Raw genomic sequence first — 18,740 nt, forward strand, 5'->3', positions numbered from 1 at the left:
AATAAGTTGGCGGTTAATTTCCACAGGCAAAGCCTGAGCAAATCAACCGCCGCTGTGAAAATCCGTACCAATCCATGGGCAAAAATCCGCCTTCCCCGACTCCTATCTCCCGTCTTCAATCCGTGCCAATCCGTTTTCAATCAGCGGGCACCGCGTTCTTCATTCTTCATCCTCATATAGCGGATACCCCGACACCTCAATAGCCGAAAAGCTCAACACAACCCCCGGTAACCCCTCATCCATAAATCCGTGCCAATCCGTGCCAATCCGTGTTAATCCGTGGGCAAAATCTTCCTCTTCATCTCTTCACTTTCTTATCCGCTCAAGTTGAGCTGCAAAACAACGTCCCCAAATAAGCGGGAACCGCGCCCTTCCATCAATAATTTGGCGGTTGAGTTCCTCAGGTAAAGCCTGAGCAAATCAACCGCCTCCGTAAAAACCCGTGCCAATCCGTGGGCAACTCTTCCCCTTCATCCCTTACTTTGCTGGATAGCGAGATGGCTGAATGGCAAGTTGGCTTCATAAGAACTCTTCGTGAAAATCTGCTCTTCAATCAGCAGGAACTGCGCTCTTCATCCTCAATAAAACAACGCCTGTTATGAACAGCGAAGCTGAGCAGAACAGGCGCCAATCCGTGATAATCGGTGTCAATCCGTGGGCAACTCTTCCTCTTCAATCACGGATTGAGCTGCCAGATGGTGAAATTCAGATACGACGCAAAACTGACCCAGAGCAGATATGGAACCAGCATATAAGCCGCTACAGCGGATATCTTTCTGAACTGCACGATGGTCAGCACTATGGCCATCCACAGAAGCAGGATGACGATCATCCCTGCCTGAGGGTTCTGCATGCCGAAAAATGCGGCTGACCAGGCCATGTTCAGGAGAAGCTGCACACAAAACACTACGACGGCAAACGTTACCTTGCGATCCTGCGTTCCTTTCTTCAGCACCAGCCAGAGCGAGATGGACATCATGAGAAAAAGCAGGCTCCAGACAGGGGGAAAGAGCCAGTCGGGCGGGTTCCATTCAGGCCTTGCGAGCTCTGTGTAGTACCACGATGAACCGGGATCAGGCGTAAACAGGCTGCCGGTATAGGCGGCCAGAAAACAGAGAATGAAGGAGATGGCGAATTTCAGGATGCTGGCGTTCATACCGATGTGGATTATAATTCAGAGTTCAGGCTTTCGGGTACCATAGAATGAAACTGTAGATTATAACCGGCAGCACTGGCCGATAATTCCCTTCTTTTCCGTCAAATAGCTCTTTGCACATATGACCCGGAATTTCTTCGAATTATTATATTCACTGCCACTGTATAACAAACGAGCTGTAACTACGAACAGAACACCATGACAAGAGAACTCGATACCGCAATACTCGCAGCCAGAACTGCCGGAAAAATCACGCTTGACAGATTCGGGGAGCTCTCCTCCCCCGAAATCGCAACAAAGGAGTTCAAGGATTTCGTGACGGAGGTTGACAAAGCCTGCGAAGCCGCCATCAGCTCTATCATCACCGACGCATTCCCCGACGACAGCCTTCTGTGCGAGGAGGGAACGCTTGCACAAGGTCTCTCCGGCAGAACATGGATTGTCGATCCCCTTGACGGCACATTGAACTTTATACACTCGTTTCCGGTATTTTCCATCAGTATAGCTCTTCGAGGGGGCGATGGAACAATTCTATGCGGCGTCGTCTACCAGCCGGTTCTCGACGAACTGTTCACTGCCGAAAAAGGAATGGGTGCCTGCCTGAACGGCAAACCGATAACCGTTTCTTCCCGGTCTGAAACAGACACCTTTCTCATCGCTACCGGACTGCCGTTCAAGGAGTATCATTACATCGAATCGTATGTAGCCATGCTTAAAGAGGTTATCCGCGATTCCGCCGGAATCCGCCGTGCCGGATCGGCGGCAATCGATCTTGCCTACACGGCCTGTGGAAGGTTCGACGGGTTCTGGGAATACAAACTCTACCCCTGGGATTTCGCCGCAGGAGTTCTGTTGGTAAATGAAGCGGGGGGCACCGTTACCGACTTCGAGGGAAACACCGATGTGTTTCAGAAACAGAGCATCATTGCCGGCAACGGCATTACCCATCCGATGCTGCTTGAAAAGGCGCTGCGCCATTTTTCCCGGAACTCTCCTTTATCGGAACAATGAAAAGGATTATCTCTTTCTTCTTCCTGCTTGGGATCGTTGTCCTGCAACCAATCGACGTTGCTGCAGAACCCGCCGGAGGCAAGCCCCCGTCGTCGGCTGCGCCGGTTGAGTCCGCGAAAAAGATAACTGAGGCTGACCTTGTTCAGGGCAGATCGCTCTTTGCCCAAAAAAAGTATGGCGATGCCCGGAAGATATTCGAAAGCATCGTGCTCAATTCCGGAAACCAGCAGCCGAAGACCCTGCATGATGCCCGCCTGTGGCTTGCAAAAAGCCTCTTTATGGAAAACAGGGCCGATGAGGCTGCTGCCCAGCTTGAAATCCTGCTGAAAACGCCGCAAGCATCAGGTCTCGATCCGGCAACGATCTACGAAGCGCATTTCGACCTTGCATCATGCCGGTTGAGACTTGGCAAGACCCTGCCCGCAGCACTCGACTACCTCAATATCGGCGTTTCGGCCGGCCCGGCAGGAACGGAAAAAATACGACAGACAGCTCTCGGCAACGCCCGGCTGATCGCCTGCGCAATGCTCGACGCCGACGAAATAGCTGCCCTTGAACGGATAGCCAAAACAGCTGATCTGCAGGCATTTTTTCTCAACGAGCGGATGCAGAAATATCTGCGGTCGGGCAACCTGGCTGCGTTCAAAAGCACGCTTCCTCTTGCGCAAACTCTGGCCGGCTCACAGGCTCTTGGTGTCTTTTACCGTGAACTGCTTCGCTCGCTTCCCGCTCAGGATAAAGCGCTGAACGCGAAATCATTGAAAGAGTATCGGATCGGCATCCTTCTGCCTCTTGAATTCCCGGTCTATCTGCGATCATCGACGATACCGGCAGGAAACAGGGTTTTTCATGGACTTTACACCCGGTCGCTGAAACATCAGATCGTGCAGCCCGAAACGCTGCTGAATACGGCTGTCGCTTCGACATCCGAAAACGCAGGAACCTCTGTAAAGGTCACTGCGAAACGGCTGATCGAAAAACACCGGCCATTCGTCATCCTGGGGCCTCTTTTCAGTGACGAAACCGAGAAAGCCGCTCAAGCGGCAAAACAGGCGAAAGTACCGCTTCTGTCCCCGACTGCGACCGACAAGGCAATTTCCTCCGATAACCAGTGGGGATTTCAGCTGAACCCTACGCATGACGAACGGGGCAGGATCGCCGCTCGCGAACTGCTGAAAACGTCGAAACCTGCAACTGCTGCGGCACTGTCCGAAAAAAGTCCCTACCTTGAAGAAATGGCCAAAGGGTTTCTTGACGAGTTGATGCGTAATGGAACAAAAACCGTCATCTTCGCATCTGTTGATAACGGAAGCGAAACAAATGCCGCAACAACACAGACACTTAACACGCTTTCCGGCAAAACGCTCGATGCGCTCTACCTCCCAATGGACGATCCGGGCCTCATTGACAGGACGCTATCACAGCTTTCAACATCAAAAACCGATTACCGCCGGCTTCTCGGATCGGGAATATGGAATGAATCCGGCATCATCAGCCGGTTCAAAACGCGTCTTCCGAAAGGCATCACCTTCTTCAGCGACTACCACACCCCACCTGCGGCAGGAAACCTGGCCGAAACGGCAAAACACAACAGCCTTATCTGGGATGTACAGCCTTCTCCATATTTATGGTACGGTTACGACAGCCTCGATTATCTTCTCAATCTGTTCTCCCTCAAGCCGATCAGGGACGGAAAGGCTTTTGCCAGAGCACTTCGTGAAGCGCCGTTATTCAAAGCGCATTACACAAGCTATTATTTCTCGGGAGGCAATGTCAACCGTTCGATGAACGTACTTCATTATGAAAACAATACCATAAAAAGCCTTCCGTAACGGCAGGTCGGCTCCGGCTTGGTAACCGGCCTGTTCTTTTTTATCTTTCAAGTTTTCAGAACGCAAGGACAACATTATGCTCATTCATCAGCGCACCCTGCAAAAAGAAGTATCCTTACAGGGAACCGGACTGCATACCGGAAAGGAATGCACCATCACTTTCAAACCGGCACCGGTCAATTACGGATACCGGTTCATCCGTACTGATCTTGAAAACAATCCTGAAGTTCCGGCTCTCATCGACAACGTCGTCGATGTGCTTCGGGGCACCACCATAGCCTGCAATGACGTCAGAATCCACACCACGGAGCACGTCCTGGCAGCACTCTACGGCCTTCAGATAGACAACTGCCGGATCGAAATGAACGGACCCGAACCGCCGGTGATGGATGGAAGTTCCCATCCTTTTGCCGAAGCATTGCTTGACGCCGGTTTCCAGGAACAGGACGAGCCCAAAAACTACCTCGTCATCGATGAAACCGTGGAGTATCACGATACGGAAAAACAGGTGGATATCGTCGCCCTTCCGCTCGACAGCTTCAGAGTGACGGTTATGGTTGATTACAAGAACCCTGCGCTTGGCTCGCAGCATTCCGGACTGTTCGACCTTCAGCAGGAGTTCATGAAGGATTTCGCGCCCTGCCGCACATTCTGTTTTCTGAGCGAAGTAGAAACCCTTGCGAATCAGGGTATCATCAAAGGAGGAGATATCGGCAATGCCATCGTCATTGTCGATAAAACCATGCAGTCCGCCGAACTCGATGCCCTTGGCGACAAGCTCGGCATCGAGCGTACAAGCCTGACTGTCGGCACGAACGGCATACTGAACAATCGCGAACTCCGCTTTGCCAATGAACCGGCACGGCACAAACTGCTCGACCTGCTTGGCGACATGGCGCTGCTCGGAATGCCGGTCAAGGCTCAGATACTTGCCGCAAGGCCTGGCCATGCTTCGAACGTGGAGTTCGTCAGGCAGCTGAAAAAATATGCCGACCGAAACAAGCTTGCGCGGCAGTACCAGCACGAGAAAAAAGCAGGAGTGGTGTTCGATATCAACGCCATCCAGAACATCCTGCCTCATCGCTACCCGTTCCTGCTGATCGACAAAATCGTTGAGTTCAAGCTCGATGAAAAAATCGTCTCGATCAAGAATGTTACCATGAACGAGCCATTTTTTCAGGGACACTTCCCCGGCAACCCGATCATGCCCGGCGTACTTATTCTCGAGGCAATGGCACAGACCGGAGGCATCATGATGCTCAACGGCAACGAAAACATCAAGGAAAGCGTGGTCTACTTCATGGGCATCGACAAAGCCCGCTTCCGCAAACCCGTTCTGCCGGGCGACACGCTCGTCATCGAAGCTGTCATGACCAACAAGCGAAGAACCGTCTGCCAGTTCGATGGAAAAGCCTTCGTAAGGGGAGAACTGGTCTGCGAAGCCTCGCTGATGGCGACGGTCGTGCCCAGGAACAAGTAAGCCGCACCGGAACAGTCATAGTACCCTGTATGCTTCCCGCATGCAGGGCACGCTTCTCCCCTTTCCACGAACCATCCACACAATCGCCAACAAGTTATCAACATTCCGCCAACAGATTCAAAAAAAGCACAATAGAATATAAGTCCTTATTTAAAAAGGACTTAACATCACTCGAAACACTTACCTTCTTATATTACAAACACTTATCAACGAACATTGACGTGAGATCTGGCGGTATGCCGGTGAGGATGTGGCAATTCATGAGCTGAGGTACATAATGTCCCTGAGCCGTATCTGCCAGTATTCGCGGTTGTTCCAGTTTCTTTTTTCAAGCGAATATGCGAGAGAAAAAACGCTCATCGGGGAAGCCTCTAAAACTCTGTAAATATCAGGCCGGTCGAAGCCGATTACGTCGAACATCCTGCCGTTGCGGTCGCGAACGGCGAACTTCACGTGTTTCTCCTTGAGCAGCTTCGGGCGACCGGCGAGCACGAGACCGGAGGACATGAAAACCGGTTCGCGATTTCCGTAACCGTATGGAGAAAACTGTTCCAGTACATTCATGAAATTCGCGGTAATCTCTTCGAGCGCAAGCTTCGAATCGATCAGCAACTCCTTCTGTCGGCGTTCGGGAGGAAGCAACTGCGAACAGATTTCATCGAACTTCTTTCTGAAAGCAACGAGATTTTCCGGCCGAAGCGTTATGCCTGCCGCCTGGTTATGGCCGCCGAACTGATCGAGCAGATCGCCGCACTGCTGAAGAACTTCGTAGACGTTCAATCCCTCCACGCTTCTGACCGATCCTTTGATCCGGCCGTTCATGCTGCCCATGATGACCGTCGGCAGATAGTATTTCTCGAGCATTCTCGATGCGACAATGCCAAGTACGCCGAGATGCCAGTTCTCGTCGTACAACACAATGGATGAACAGTAGGAGGCGAAGTGGCCCGCAACCATGCCCTCGGCTTTCAGGAACATGTCGGTATCGATTTCCCTTCGCAGCAGGTTCATCCGTTCAAGCTCCTCGGCGGAACGCCTCGAACTCTCTTCCGATGACGACATAAGCCATTCCACGGCAAGCTGCGCCCGCTGCATCCGTCCCGCGGCATTAATGCGCGGAGCGAGTCCGAACGCTATATTGTACATGGTCATGACCCCTGCGTCTACGCCCATGACCGACAGCATGCTTTTCAGGCTCTGGCGGGGAGATCGCCTGATGCGCAGCAAGCCTTCGTTGACGAGAATACGGTTCTCTTTTTCAAGCGAAACCATATCGGCTGCTGTCGCTATGGCTACAAGATCGAGATGTCTTGCCCAGCTCTCTTCCCCGGTGCCAAGAGTTGCTGCAAGCGCCTGCACCAGAAGGAAAGCCACGGCACATCCGCAAAGATCCCGGAAAGGATAGGTACAGAAGGGCACCTTCGGATTGAGAATGGCATATGCAGGCGGAAGCTCGTGCGGTTCATGGTGATCGCAGACAATCACATCGATACCGGATTGCCGGCAGCGTCCGATAGCCTCATCTGCCCGTATGCCGCAATCCACCGTTATGATGAGCGTTACGCCTTCCTGTTCGGCAAATGCTATGCCTTCCGGAGAGAGCCCGTACCCTTCGGTGAAGCGATCGTTGATATAGTATGAGACGCCGGCACCCTGCTCGCTGAGAAAAAGGTAAAGCAGCGCCGTTCCGGTAGTGCCGTCAACATCATAATCGCCGTAAAGCAGAATTTTCTCCCCGTTGCGCAGCGCATCCTGAACACGAGCGACAGCCCGTTCCATATCCTTGAGCAGAAACGGAGATGAGAGTCCGGAAATCGATGGTCTGAAAAAGGACCTTGCTTCATCATAGGTCGCTATTCCCCTGTTGCAGAGCGCTCTTGCCACCGGAAGACTGACATTGATGGATTCCGAAAGCAGCAGTACATCCCGCTCATCCGGCTCAAGCAGTTTCCAGCGAAATCGTGTCATACGGAAATGAAAATAGGCTTGCAGATCGAAAAGACACTCTATATAACATTTCAGCACCTCTTAACAAAAACCATACGTAACGATCTGTCGCTCTTCCGTTTGATAAATGGCCTGAATACTCTTACATTTGAACCTTATACCTTGTACAATTTCCGCCGGAACGGCCCAACCTCTGGAACTCGCGCATCATGAAACTCATCACGATCGAACGGCACATCCTCGAACAGCAGAAACATTTTCCCGAAGCAACCGGGGAGTTGACCGACCTCCTCAACGATGTGGCTTTTGCCGCCAAGCTCGTACGCCGGGAAGTTGTGAGAGCGGGACTTGTCGATATTCTCGGATTCGCCGGCAGCACAAACGTACAGGGTGAAGAGGTAAAAAAGCTCGATCTTTTCGCAAATGAAAAAATCATCAACGCTATCGGCCAGCACGGTCGGTTCGCCGTGATGGGTTCCGAAGAAAACGAAGGCATCATCATCCCGCCGAAAAACGAAACGGGCAGTTACGCCCTGCTTTTCGACCCGCTCGACGGATCGTCGAACATCGACGTCAATGTCAGCGTCGGCACCATTTTTTCCATTTATAAACTCAAAGTCGCCGACCCCTGCAAGGCAAGCCTCAACGATTGCCTGCAGCACGGATACGAGCAGGTTGCCGCAGGATACGTCATCTACGGTTCTTCGGTCGTGATGGTCTATACCACCGGCCAGGGCGTGCACGGCTTCACCTACGACCCCACTATCGGAGAGTTCCTGCTTTCGCACGAAAACATCGTAACCCCGAAACGCGGAAAATATTATTCTATCAACGAGGGATCTTACGAGCAGTTCAACGAAAACACGAAGAACTATCTGAAATACATCAAGGAGGAAGACGATGAAAGCGGACGACCATACAGCACCCGTTATATCGGTTCGCTCGTGGCCGACTTCCACCGGAACCTGCTGACCGGCGGCATATTCATCTACCCCCCGACCTTGAAGCATCCCAATGGCAAACTCAGGCTCATGTACGAGGGCAATCCTCTCGCTTTCATCTGCGAACAGGCCGGAGGAAGGGCAACAGATGGAAAAAATCGAATCCTCGATATCAAGCCATCGGAACTCCACCAGCGTACGCCGCTCTATATCGGCAGCGAAGAGGACGTCATGATCGCCGAGCAGTTCGAACAGGGATTGAGGTAAAGCGCAGGAGGGCTTGTTGGCTGTTTAGCCGGATGGCTGGGGGACAGTAAATCCCGCCAGCCGACAAGCCGATCCGCCATCACCCCGAACGCAAGCTCATAGCAATGGCTGCGCTATTCAGCTATTTCGCCCCGTTCGAACTCGGGATAAAAAATACGCCTGATCGCAACGGTTCTGCCTGTTGCCGCATCCAGAGAAAGCACGATTCCGGAAAAATGCACGTCATCGACAGCGCACTCGTATTTGTGCGGCGTCTGGTAGATCATTCTGTCGACAGCGGTCTTGGTCTGCATTCCGATTACCGATGCATGAGGCCCGGTCATTCCCGCATCGGAACAGTACCCGGTGCCTTTCGGCAGGATGCGCTCATCGGCAGTCTGCACATGCGTGTGCGTGCCGATAACTGCCGAAACCCTGCCGTCAAGATACCAGCCAAGCGCTATCTTTTCAGCGGTCGCTTCGGCATGCATGTCCACAATGATGAACCGGGCCTGCTCCCTGACCTGCTTCAGCACCCAGTCGGCAGTCCTGAACGGGCAGTCGATCGGATACATGAAAGTCCTTCCCTGCAGATTCAGTACGGCGATATCGCCGAGTCCTCCAGGCAGCCGGTAAACTCCGTAACCCCGGCCATATGTCCCCTTGGGATAGTTCTGCGGCCTGAGTACCTGGTTATTGGTTTTCAGCGTCTCGAAAAAGTTGAAGTTGCTCCATGTATGGTTGCCTCCCGTAACGACATTGACCCCCGAAGCAACAAGCTGATTGAGGGCTTCAAGGCTCATCCCCTTGCCGTGATGAGCGTTTTCTCCGTTACAGATGACAAACTCTATACTGAATTTCCTGATAAAATTCTTCAGCCACAGCTCGACCATGTTCAGCCCAGGCGTTCCGACGACATCGCCGATGAACATGACATTGAAGATTTTTTCTGCCATACCCTGCCCCTCTGTCTTTATAACGTGCATAAGAAATTGTCTTCACGTAAGTTACATAATAACAAACAGAAACGGGCATACTGCCATGCGGTTTCTCCTGAATCGAAAGCCTGATGGTACGGAATCGTCTCATAAAGAAAACAGAAACTCCGAACCGGCAGATGAACTTGTTGACTGCCGCTGCATGTTTACATTGCTTTCGGCCGGACAAACAGACAGGAGATGCTCATGAACAGAGCACGGAAAATCAGCCGCGTATCGACCAGCAAACCTGTTCTCGAAGGTGCGGGTGTCAGATTGAAAAGAGCTTTCGGTTTCAGCGAGCAGCCGCTTTTCGATCCGTTCCTGCTGCTCGACGATTTCCGGTCTTCCGATCCTGAAGAATATCTGAAGGGCTTCCCATGGCATCCGCACCGCGGCATCGAAACCATCACCTATGTACTTGAAGGGTATGTTGAACATGCCGACAGCATGGGTAATCGCGGAGTTATTGCCGCCGGTGAGGTACAGTGGATGACTGCCGGCAGCGGAGTCATCCATGAAGAAATGCCGTTTGGCAATGAACGCGATGAGGTGGCCGGTTTTCAGCTCTGGGCTAACCTTCCTGCATCGCAGAAAATGATGCCTCCCCGTTATCGAGGAATCGCTGCCCACGAAATACCTCTTCTGCGGCTTGAAAACGGAATTGTCATCCGTATCGTCTGCGGCAGAATCGGAGAGATGGACGGGCCGGTACACGGCATAGCCATCGATCCGGAATATCTCGACGTTGCCCTTCCTCCTTATACGACATGGTTCCACCCGATCCCCTCGGGGAGGCGGGCGTTCGCGTATGTCATTGACGGCGAAGGGTTTTTCTGCCGTAAAGACGACATTGATGGAAGCAGCTCCTTCGATGAGGAATCTTCCCGGCTTCTCGAAAATCGAACGCTTGCCCTTTTCACCGATGGAGAGAGCATCACCGTTACCACTGAAGATGATCCTGTCCGCTTTCTGCTGGTTTCGGGCAATCCCCTCGACGAACCGGTTGCGTGGCACGGGCCGATCGTCATGAATTCCCGCCAGGAGCTGCAGACCGCTTTCGACGAGTTCCGGAACGGCACATTCATAAAAAAAACGGAAAACAGGCACCCTTGACTGTCACAATAAAAAAAGCGGCGGGAATCTTTGCTGCTGTTCTCATGCTCGTCACCGCTTCAGGAGCGCTGACCCTTTACCTGCCTGAAAAGATCTCTCCCGAGGCATACAGAGCTTCGTTACAGTCGCTCGAATCATATCGCAGAGCGCATCCGCAGGAATATATCCGCATGCTTGCTGTCGTGGATTATTCGAAGCCTTCGTACCTGAAGCGGATGGCGCTCGTCGACATGAAAACCGGGGAACAAGCTTTTTACCTCGTTGCGCATGGCAAACGGTCCGGCGAGCTGTATGCCCGTCATTTTTCCGACACACCTGAATCGAATATGAGCAGCCTGGGGCTTTACAAGGTTCTCGGCATGTACAATGGAGATCACGGTATGGCACTGCGCCTCGAAGGACTCGAACCGGGACGCAACGGCAATGCATACCGGCGGGATATCGTACTGCATTCGGCGGAATACGTTTCGCTGCGTTACATTATCCTGAACCTCGTCACCCTGGAAGGGCCAAGAATCGGCAGAAGCAACGGATGCTTCGTGGTGCCGGCGGGAAAGATCGAAGAGGTCGCCCAACGGCTCGGCAGAGGGGGCTTTATCTACGCGTGGGCTGAAGAGGAAATAGAAATGGACTGATCCGACCGATCGGTCGGATCGGACCGATACTGCAAAAAAAACAGCGAAGCCCGGTTTACTCCGGGCTTCGCTGTTTTTGTATCCGACCTGTTGACGCATCAACTGCTCAGATGGCGTCGATGATCGCATTAAGCGTAGCGCTCGGGCGCATCGCCTTCGACGTCAGTTCGTCGTTGGGCTGGAAATAACCGCCGATCTCGACAGGGCTGCCCTGCGCGCCTATCAGCTCCTCGTTGATCCTGGCCTCGTTTGCAGCAAGTTCGGCACTCACGCCGGTAAAACGGGCTTTCATTTCCTGATCGGAATCCTGTGCGGCGATAGCCTCGGCCCAGTAGAGCGCAAGGTAGAAGTGGCTGCCGCGGTTGTCGATCTGGCCGACCTTTCGTGCCGGGGATTTGCTGTTGTCGAGAAACTTGCCGATTGCCTGATCGAGCGTGTCGGCCAGTACCTGTGCCTTGCTGTTATCGAATACCCTGGCAAGGTGCTCAAGCGATGCGGCAAGCGCCGAAAATTCGCCGAGCGAATCCCAGCGAAGATAACCCTCTTTCTGGAACTGCTGCACGTGTTTCGGCGCGGAACCGCCTGCGCCGGTTTCGAAAAGACCTCCGCCGTTCATGAGCGGAACAATGGAAAGCATTTTCGCGCTGGTGCCGAGCTCGATGATCGGAAAAAGGTCGGTCAGGTAGTCGCGAAGCACGTTGCCGGTGACGGAAATGGTGTCCTTGCCTGCACGGAAGCGCTCGAGAGAGAATTTCATGGCTTCCACCGGAGCAAGAATGCAGATTTCAAGACCGGCGGTATCATGCTCCTTCAGGTATTCGTTGACCTTTGCTATGATCTGGCCGTCATGGGCACGGTTGCTGTCGAGCCAGAAGACAGCAGGCGCACCGGTAGCTTTGGCACGATTTACAGCGAGCTTTACCCAGTCGCGGATAGGAGCATCCTTGACCTGACACATTCTGAAGATATCGCCGGTTTCGACCTGCTGCTCCATGAGCACTGCACCGGAGGCATCGACAACGCGAATTATGCCTTCACCGGGGCCCGTGAAGGTCTTGTCGTGAGAACCGTACTCTTCGGCTTTCTGCGCCATCAGGCCGACGTTCGGCACGCTGCCGATAGTTGAAGGATCATAAGCGCCGTTCTTCTGGCAGTCCTCCACCATCGCCTGATACATGCGCGAATAGCTGCGATCAGGAATCATGGCCTTGGTGTCGTGCAGCTTGCCGTCCGGACCCCACATCTTGCCGGAATCGCGAATGACGACAGGCATGGATGCGTCGACGATGATGTCGTTCGGCACGTGCAGGTTAGTGATACCCTTGTCGGAATCAACCATTGCAAGCGCCGGACGGGTTGCATAAACCGCCTGGATATCGGCTTCGATTTCAGCACGTTTGGCATCCGGCAGATTCTGGATCTTCGCGTAGAGATCGCCGAGACCGTTGTTGACGTTCACGCCGAGTTCGCTGATGACATCGGCATGCTTTTCCATGACATCTTTATAGAAAACCGAAACCGCATGGCCGAACATGATCGGGTCGGAAATCTTCATCATCGTGGCTTTCAGGTGCAGCGAAAGAAGCAGACCTTTCTCTTTTGCGTCTTCGATCTGGGCGGCAAAAAACTCCCGCAGCGCGCGCACGTTCATGACCGCGGTATCTACAACCTCGCCTTTCTGCAGCGCGATGTTCTGCTTGAGCACCTTCACGCTGCCGGAGGCGTCGACATACTCGATTCGTACCGATGTGGCTTCGCCGACAGTAACGGATTGCTCGCTGCCATAAAAGTCACCTGCCTGCATATATGCTACGTGTGATCTCGAATCGCTGCTCCAGGCGCCCATCTTGTGGGGATTTTTCTGCGCGTACTGCTTGACGGAAAGCGGGGCGCGACGGTCGGAGTTGCCTTCGCGAAGCACCGGGTTGACAGCGCTGCCAAGCACTTTGGCATAGCGTGCCTGGATCTCTTTTTCTGCATCGTTTGCCGGGACTTCAGGATAATCGGGCACATTGTAACCATGCTCCTGCAGTTCCTTGATGGCGGCTTTCAGCTGGGGAATGGAGGCGCTGATGTTGGGCAGCTTTATGATGTTCGCCTCTGGCGTGAGAGCCAGTTCGCCAAGCTCGGCGAGCTGGTCTGAAATTTTCTGCTCTTCGGTCAGGTTGTCAGGAAAATTCGCGATGATCCTTCCGGCAAGCGAAATATCACGGGTCTCCACCTCGACACCGGTGCCTTTCGTGAATGCCTGAATGATCGGAAGCAGCGAATAGGTAGCCAGAGCCGGAGCTTCGTCGATTTTCGTGTAGATGATTTTTGCCATTGTCAAGTATTGTTTTTATCAGGTTTATTAAACTATCAATGCATTGAAACGAAAAAAACCGGAACCGGAAGGCAGCAACGAAAAAAAACCGCCCCCCTCCGCATGATGAGAACCATACGGGTATATGCTTTATCTTGTCGTATGATACTGAACAGACTGCTTCAGCAACCGCACCTGCATCGCGTACAGGCGCAGATCAGATCCGGAATACCGGAAATGACCGGATAGTGGAGATGCCTCGAAGGGCATCAGGCAGATACTGCTTGAATGCCTTTCGATAAGAAAGGCAGATAACTACAAGCCCGTTTCGAGGGAGAGGGCTTGTAGTTATGTTATGGAAAAAAAGGGAACAGAACGGCGTTGCGCTTATCCCTCGGCGGATGGTTTTACATCGTCGAGACCGACTTTAGCGGCAAGTTCGCTGTCGTTGAGCACTTCATGCGCAAGCTTGATCATGGGAATGGTCGCTCCCATCGAGCTGTAACCGCCGTCATGAAAAAGGTTCTGCATGGTGACTTTCCGGGAAAGGTCACTGAGCAGCGTCATGGTATACTCGGCACACTCTTCTGCTGATGCGTTGCCAAGCGGAGACATGAGGTCGCTGTACTCGTACATTTTGTCGAAACCGGGAATACCGCTGCCGGCTTTGGTGAACGTAGGGCTCTGGGAAATCGTATTGATGCGGATCCCGCGTTTTGCGAGTCGCGGACCGAAACTGCGAACGATGGACTCCAGCAGGGATTTCGCATCGCCCATATCGGAATAGGTCCAGTAATTGCGCTGTGCCGCTATATAGGAAAGTGCCACAATGCTGCCGCCGTCAATGATGGCGTCGTTTTTGAGGGCATATGCTACAAGACGATGCAGCGAGAGACCGGAAACATCGAGCGTACGCATGAACCACTCGTAATTGAGATCCTCGTACGGAAGCTGCTTTCGGATATTCTGCGACATGCCGATGGAGTGCACGATAAAATCGACGGGTCCGAGCTTTTCCTTCAACTCGGCGAAGCAGGCATCGACATCCTCGTTTTTTGAAGCGTCGCAAACGATGACCGGCGCATTGCCGCACAATGCGGAAAGTTCGTCGATATTACCGAAACGCAAAGCGGTTGCAATATTGGAAATGGCGATTTCAGCCCCTTCACGGTATGCATGAAGCGCGATCTGCCACCCGATACTGCTCTCATCAAGCGGACCGAAGACAATTCCTTTTTTCCCTTTCAGTAAACCGTAGTGCGATTTATCGGACATGATGCAAGCTGATTCTTTAACAAAGATTGGGAAGATGTTCCCGTTGGTTCGATAATTTAAACAATGAAGATACAAGATTCCCGTGAAAACTTAAACAGTTTCCCCTGTAATTTTTGCCTGAATGCGATGTCCCGGGGATCTTGCGCCCTCAGATTTTCAGCCTTCTCATGGAACGGAGCTTGTCGAGCACGTTTTTATTGACGCTCAACTCCATCTCCTCTTTTTCGACGGGCACCTCCCTGAAAATAACCCTGAGAAGACTCTCCTCGCAGATATGCTTTTCCAGTTCAAGGCTGTAGAGCGCTCTGGGAAGCGTGATAATGCGCTGCGCACGATCGACCGTCACGACGATATCGGTACCCATACGCTCGACCTTTACCTCTTCTGCGTCCTTCAGGAACGGGATCCTGATACAGAGAATTTCCTGATGATCCTCCGTTACGGCGTTCTTCCGGCTTTCGATCCAGAAGTTTTTTCCGGAATAGAATATCTTGTCGGGAATCTGCTCTCCGAAGACGAGTTTACTGATCTCGTGCAGGGCATCTGGACCGATCGGCTCTGTACGCTGCAGGTTGCATCGGAATACCGGTGTGGGGTAGAAGGAGTTATCGATCTCCATGAGATACTTGCTGTGCAGATCGCTCCAGAACTCGAAATACTCTCCTACAGTGCGCGAGGTGGGAAGAATTTTGTTGATGACGATACCGTCGATATTGATGCCGTAGAGATGTACGAAGGTATAGGCCCGCTTGGTTTCAAGAATCGAGAGTTTTTCGGGATTGAGTACCAGTCGGAAGGTCACCTCGGGGCTGAGAATGAACTTGTTGATATCTTCCATCTGCTTGAGCAGCACGTTCACCTCGTTGAAAAAATCTTCGTCCGGTATGGAATTGCCGCTCAGGGGCCGGGCAAGCGAAGACATGCTTTTGTAGAGCTTGAAGAACTGCTTGCCCATATTGCCGCCGATAATGATTTCCGGATAGGCAAGAAGCCTCAGCGTATTGCCGGTCGGAGAGGTATCGAGCACCACTGCGTCCCATTTGCCCGACTGCGCCTCGTCAACCAGGCGGCTGAGGGCGAAAATTTCGTCAAGGCCAGGCTGTGTGGTGAGTTCGGATGCCATTCCGCTGTCAATGCCCTGGTTCTTGTAGGACGAAGAGACAAATTTCTGGAACCCCGACATATTTTTTTTCAGTTCGTAGACCGTATCGACTTCGAGCCCGTAGAGATTCTGCTCTATTCTCTGGGGATCGTTGCGGCTGATCTGCGTATTGAAAACATCGGAGAGCGAATGCGCCGGATCGGATGACATGATCAGCACTTTCTTGCCCTGCCGGGCAAGAGCGACAGCCGTAGAAGAAGAAATCGTTGTTTTTCCGGTTCCCCCCTTGCCCGAATAAATAATGACCCTCGGTCGGAACTGGTTATCCGTTAAGTCTCTCGACAACATAGACGATACTCCTCTCTCTTTACGCTCTTGGGTAAAACCGCGGTTTTTATAAAACAGAATATTTTTAAACTTACCATTTTTCCCGGTTCAGAGAAAACGAATCTTTTTATGAAGCGCCGTATCGAGCAGACGCATGTAGGTTTCGTGAGAAATACCCACAGCTCCGAGTTTCTTAAGGTGAGGGTTCATGATCTGGGCATCGAGAAGAAGATACCCCTTTTTGCGCAGATGCGCGACCAGTCGGTCGAAAGCCACCTGAGACGCGTATGAGCGCCGATAGAACATCGACTCCCCGAAAAAAACCCCACCAACGGCAAGACCGTACAATCCGCCGGCAAGTTCGTCGCCGTACCAGCTCTCGATGCTGTGCGCGATGCCGAGCTGATGCAGCTTCACGTATGTCGCAATTATCTCTTCTGAAATCCAGGTTTGGGTTTCGCTCCTTCGCGGAGCGGCACAGGAACGGATAACCCCTTCAAAATCGGTGTCGAACCGTACCTGATAGTCGTGACGGCGGAGAATGCGACGCACATCACGTGAAGGACGGTAGCTCTCAAGCGGAACAACCGCCCGTTCATGCGGGCAACACCAGTAAAGCAGGCCGTCTGAAGGGTCGTTCATGGGAAAATATCCTTCACGGTAGGCTCTGAGCAGTTCCCCGATATCGATCATACCGCTGTCGATGAAAATGGCATTGTCTAACGGAACGTCAGCAGTACCTCGTCGAGTGTCCTCTTGGGCACGCGGTGCACTCCGTGGCTGTCGCGATAGTAACGGACGTCAGCGCCGGCATCCATCTGTTCGATCACCACATTCTCTATGGGCATGCCGAGAGCGAGGACCAGTTCGATGGAAAACCTGTCGGGGATGCCAAGCAGAGAGCGAAGGCGCTCGCGTTCGACAGACGCTACGATGCAGCCGCCGAAACCGATGGCCGAGGCTCCTAAAAGAATGGTCTGAGCGGCTATACCGATGTCGCAGGCTGCCCCGGCAGAACTGATCGACGAATCGCAGAGTATGACGATATAAGCCGCGGGTCTCTCGGAAACGGAAGGACCCGGCCAGTCCGGAAGATATCCTGCCCACGAAAGGCAGCTGAAAACAGCGTCGGACTCCTCGGGATCCGAAACGGCGACATATTTCAACGGCTGCAGATTTTTTGCCGACGGTGTGTAGCAGGCAAGCTCCACAAGACCTTCAAGCTGCTTTCCGTCCAGACGGCAGGAGGAATCGAAACGCCGGTAGCTCCGGCTGCGCAGAACAATATCCCTGAAATTCATTTATTCCCCTGTTCAGAACGTCGCTTTCCATGAGGCCGCAGTGTATCGGGGAAGTGAGTCCCAATCTCCGCTGCCGATCCACTCGGCAATATAATCAACCGTACGGGAGTAACGCAGGGGTTCGCGTCCGGGAAGCTGCAGCCAGTCCCTGAGAATGACATGATCAAGCTGATGCATGGCCATGCCATAGCCGAGAGCTTCCATGGCAAGCGCGTTCGACTCCTGCTCTATCTGGCCGTCGAGAGGCCTGAGCAGCAGCTTCTTGCCAAGGTGCAGAGCCTCTCCGGGCAACTCGAAACCTGCATTGCAGACCACGCCGTCACACTCCGTCAGATCCCTGAGAAATCCCTCCCTCGAATAACCCCGGTAGTGCAGATGCCCGTCGTCGGCATTTTCCTTCACCTTTCCGTAAACAAAGAAATCATAGCCGATGAACGGCTGCACGAAAGCAGCGACGTCATCGACCTCCTCGAAAGGAAGGTAGACCAGAATTTTGCCCGGCACAATCGCAGCTTCCCTCTGGGCATAGAGCGTTTGCGGAATGACCGGCGGAAAGATTGGCTGATTGAAATGGCTCCAGTGCAGACCGGCATTATAACGGGCAGGCGCGAAGTTCAGAAGCGTATATTTCTCGAATATGCTGCCTCTGGCAACAGGAATATCGAAACGAAAGGCGTACTGGTGACCGAAACCCATGCTCGGAATGTTCCTTATCCTTGCCGCCATCGAAGTGATCGGCTCGAAATCCGTAATGATGAGATCGATACCCGAGGTATCGAGCATGAACACATCGCTCATAAGCCGCATCAGATCAAGCTGGAACATGGTTTCCATATAGTTCATCCTGCCCTTGTACGTCACAAGGGTGAGTCCCTTCATGACCCTGTACGGAGCGAAAACCTCGATCTCTTTCAGCTCATCTTCCCTCCTGCCGCTGATGATCACCTCAAGTTCATGTCCGTCCTCCTTGAGTTTTCTGACCAGCTCCCTGCTGCGGCTGATATGGCCGTTCCCTGTCCCCTGGACACCGAAAAGGATTTTCATGCTGCCAAAAACGTTTATCTCTTCAGACTCTTAACCTGTATTTCTGCA

General features: G+C 52.8%; 15 protein-coding genes. 6 read left to right on the forward strand and 9 right to left on the reverse strand.

Annotation, left to right across the window (positions count from 1 at the left end):
• Positions 1 to 676 precede the first annotated feature (676 nt).
• On the reverse strand, positions 677 to 1,156 hold the full coding sequence (locus tag K4305_RS07105; protein ID WP_331561712.1) for a TspO/MBR family protein: 480 nt from the start codon (positions 1,154 to 1,156) through the stop codon (positions 677 to 679).
• Positions 1,157 to 1,354: 198 nt separating this feature from the next.
• On the opposite strand from K4305_RS07105, the gene K4305_RS07110 reads away from it, so the two are divergent.
• The 3 genes from K4305_RS07110 to K4305_RS07120 all read left to right on the forward strand — a co-directional run bounded on the left by K4305_RS07110 (position 1,355) and on the right by K4305_RS07120 (position 5,479).
• Positions 1,355 to 2,167 (forward strand): inositol monophosphatase family protein, encoded by an 813-nt coding sequence (locus K4305_RS07110; RefSeq protein WP_331561713.1) that lies wholly within the window; start codon positions 1,355 to 1,357, stop codon positions 2,165 to 2,167.
• Positions 2,164 to 3,999, forward strand: coding sequence for an ABC transporter substrate-binding protein (locus K4305_RS07115; protein ID WP_331561714.1), 1,836 nt, complete (start codon positions 2,164 to 2,166; stop codon positions 3,997 to 3,999). The genes K4305_RS07110 and K4305_RS07115 overlap by 4 nt, the downstream gene beginning before the upstream one ends.
• 76 nt (positions 4,000 to 4,075) lie before the next feature.
• A complete protein-coding gene (locus K4305_RS07120; RefSeq protein WP_331561716.1) occupies positions 4,076 to 5,479 on the forward strand; it encodes a bifunctional UDP-3-O-[3-hydroxymyristoyl] N-acetylglucosamine deacetylase/3-hydroxyacyl-ACP dehydratase in 1,404 nt (467 codons plus the stop codon).
• A 258-nt stretch (positions 5,480 to 5,737) separates the two neighbouring features.
• Here the strand turns inward: K4305_RS07120 and recJ are convergent, their stop codons facing one another.
• On the reverse strand, positions 5,738 to 7,447 hold the full coding sequence (gene recJ, locus K4305_RS07125) for a single-stranded-DNA-specific exonuclease RecJ (RefSeq protein ID WP_331561717.1): 1,710 nt from the start codon (positions 7,445 to 7,447) through the stop codon (positions 5,738 to 5,740).
• Positions 7,448 to 7,632: 185 nt separating this feature from the next.
• Here recJ and fbp point away from each other — a divergent pair, with 185 nt between their 5' ends.
• Complete coding sequence (fbp, locus tag K4305_RS07130) at positions 7,633 to 8,634, forward strand: class 1 fructose-bisphosphatase (protein ID WP_331561771.1); 1,002 nt, start codon at positions 7,633 to 7,635, stop codon at positions 8,632 to 8,634.
• Positions 8,635 to 8,747: 113 nt separating this feature from the next.
• Here fbp and K4305_RS07135 read toward each other — a convergent pair whose 3' ends face one another.
• Entirely contained in the window at positions 8,748 to 9,569 is an 822-nt protein-coding gene (locus K4305_RS07135) for a TIGR00282 family metallophosphoesterase (protein ID WP_331561718.1), read from the reverse strand.
• A gap of 228 nt (positions 9,570 to 9,797) precedes the next feature.
• Between K4305_RS07135 and K4305_RS07140 the strand changes: the two genes are divergently transcribed.
• Both K4305_RS07140 and K4305_RS07145 read left to right on the forward strand, forming a co-directional pair.
• Positions 9,798 to 10,706, forward strand: coding sequence for a pirin family protein (locus K4305_RS07140; protein WP_331561719.1), 909 nt, complete (start codon positions 9,798 to 9,800; stop codon positions 10,704 to 10,706).
• A complete protein-coding gene (locus K4305_RS07145) occupies positions 10,703 to 11,341 on the forward strand; it encodes a murein L,D-transpeptidase catalytic domain family protein (RefSeq protein WP_331561720.1) in 639 nt (212 codons plus the stop codon). Before K4305_RS07140 ends, K4305_RS07145 begins: the two co-directional genes overlap by 4 nt.
• A gap of 106 nt (positions 11,342 to 11,447) precedes the next feature.
• Here K4305_RS07145 and K4305_RS07150 read toward each other — a convergent pair whose 3' ends face one another.
• The 6 genes from K4305_RS07150 to K4305_RS07175 all read right to left on the reverse strand — a co-directional run bounded on the left by K4305_RS07150 (position 11,448) and on the right by K4305_RS07175 (position 18,692).
• The gene (locus tag K4305_RS07150; RefSeq protein ID WP_331561721.1) at positions 11,448 to 13,664 is read right to left on the reverse strand and encodes an NADP-dependent isocitrate dehydrogenase; all 2,217 of its coding nucleotides are present in this window, start codon (positions 13,662 to 13,664) and stop codon (positions 11,448 to 11,450) included.
• A gap of 366 nt (positions 13,665 to 14,030) precedes the next feature.
• Positions 14,031 to 14,918 carry an enoyl-ACP reductase gene (locus K4305_RS07155; protein WP_331561722.1) on the reverse strand — a complete coding sequence of 296 codons (888 nt, stop codon included), beginning with the start codon at positions 14,916 to 14,918 and terminating at the stop codon, positions 14,031 to 14,033.
• 148 nt (positions 14,919 to 15,066) lie between these two features.
• Positions 15,067 to 16,368 carry an ArsA family ATPase gene (locus K4305_RS07160; RefSeq protein ID WP_331561724.1) on the reverse strand — a complete coding sequence of 434 codons (1,302 nt, stop codon included), beginning with the start codon at positions 16,366 to 16,368 and terminating at the stop codon, positions 15,067 to 15,069.
• A gap of 87 nt (positions 16,369 to 16,455) precedes the next feature.
• Positions 16,456 to 17,040: a leucyl/phenylalanyl-tRNA--protein transferase gene (aat, locus tag K4305_RS07165; protein WP_331561725.1), complete on the reverse strand. Its 585-nt coding sequence runs from the start codon at positions 17,038 to 17,040 to the stop codon at positions 16,456 to 16,458.
• Between the two features lie 26 nt (positions 17,041 to 17,066).
• On the reverse strand, positions 17,067 to 17,648 hold the full coding sequence (locus tag K4305_RS07170; protein ID WP_331561726.1) for a nitroreductase family protein: 582 nt from the start codon (positions 17,646 to 17,648) through the stop codon (positions 17,067 to 17,069).
• 12 nt (positions 17,649 to 17,660) lie between these two features.
• The gene (locus tag K4305_RS07175) at positions 17,661 to 18,692 is read right to left on the reverse strand and encodes a glycosyltransferase family protein (protein WP_331561727.1); all 1,032 of its coding nucleotides are present in this window, start codon (positions 18,690 to 18,692) and stop codon (positions 17,661 to 17,663) included.
• Between the last annotated feature and the right edge of the window lie 48 nt (positions 18,693 to 18,740).

Origin of the sequence: Chlorobium sp., from assembly GCF_036528655.1 — a bacterium.
Classification (GTDB): Bacteria; Bacteroidota; Chlorobiia; order Chlorobiales; family Chlorobiaceae; genus Chlorobium.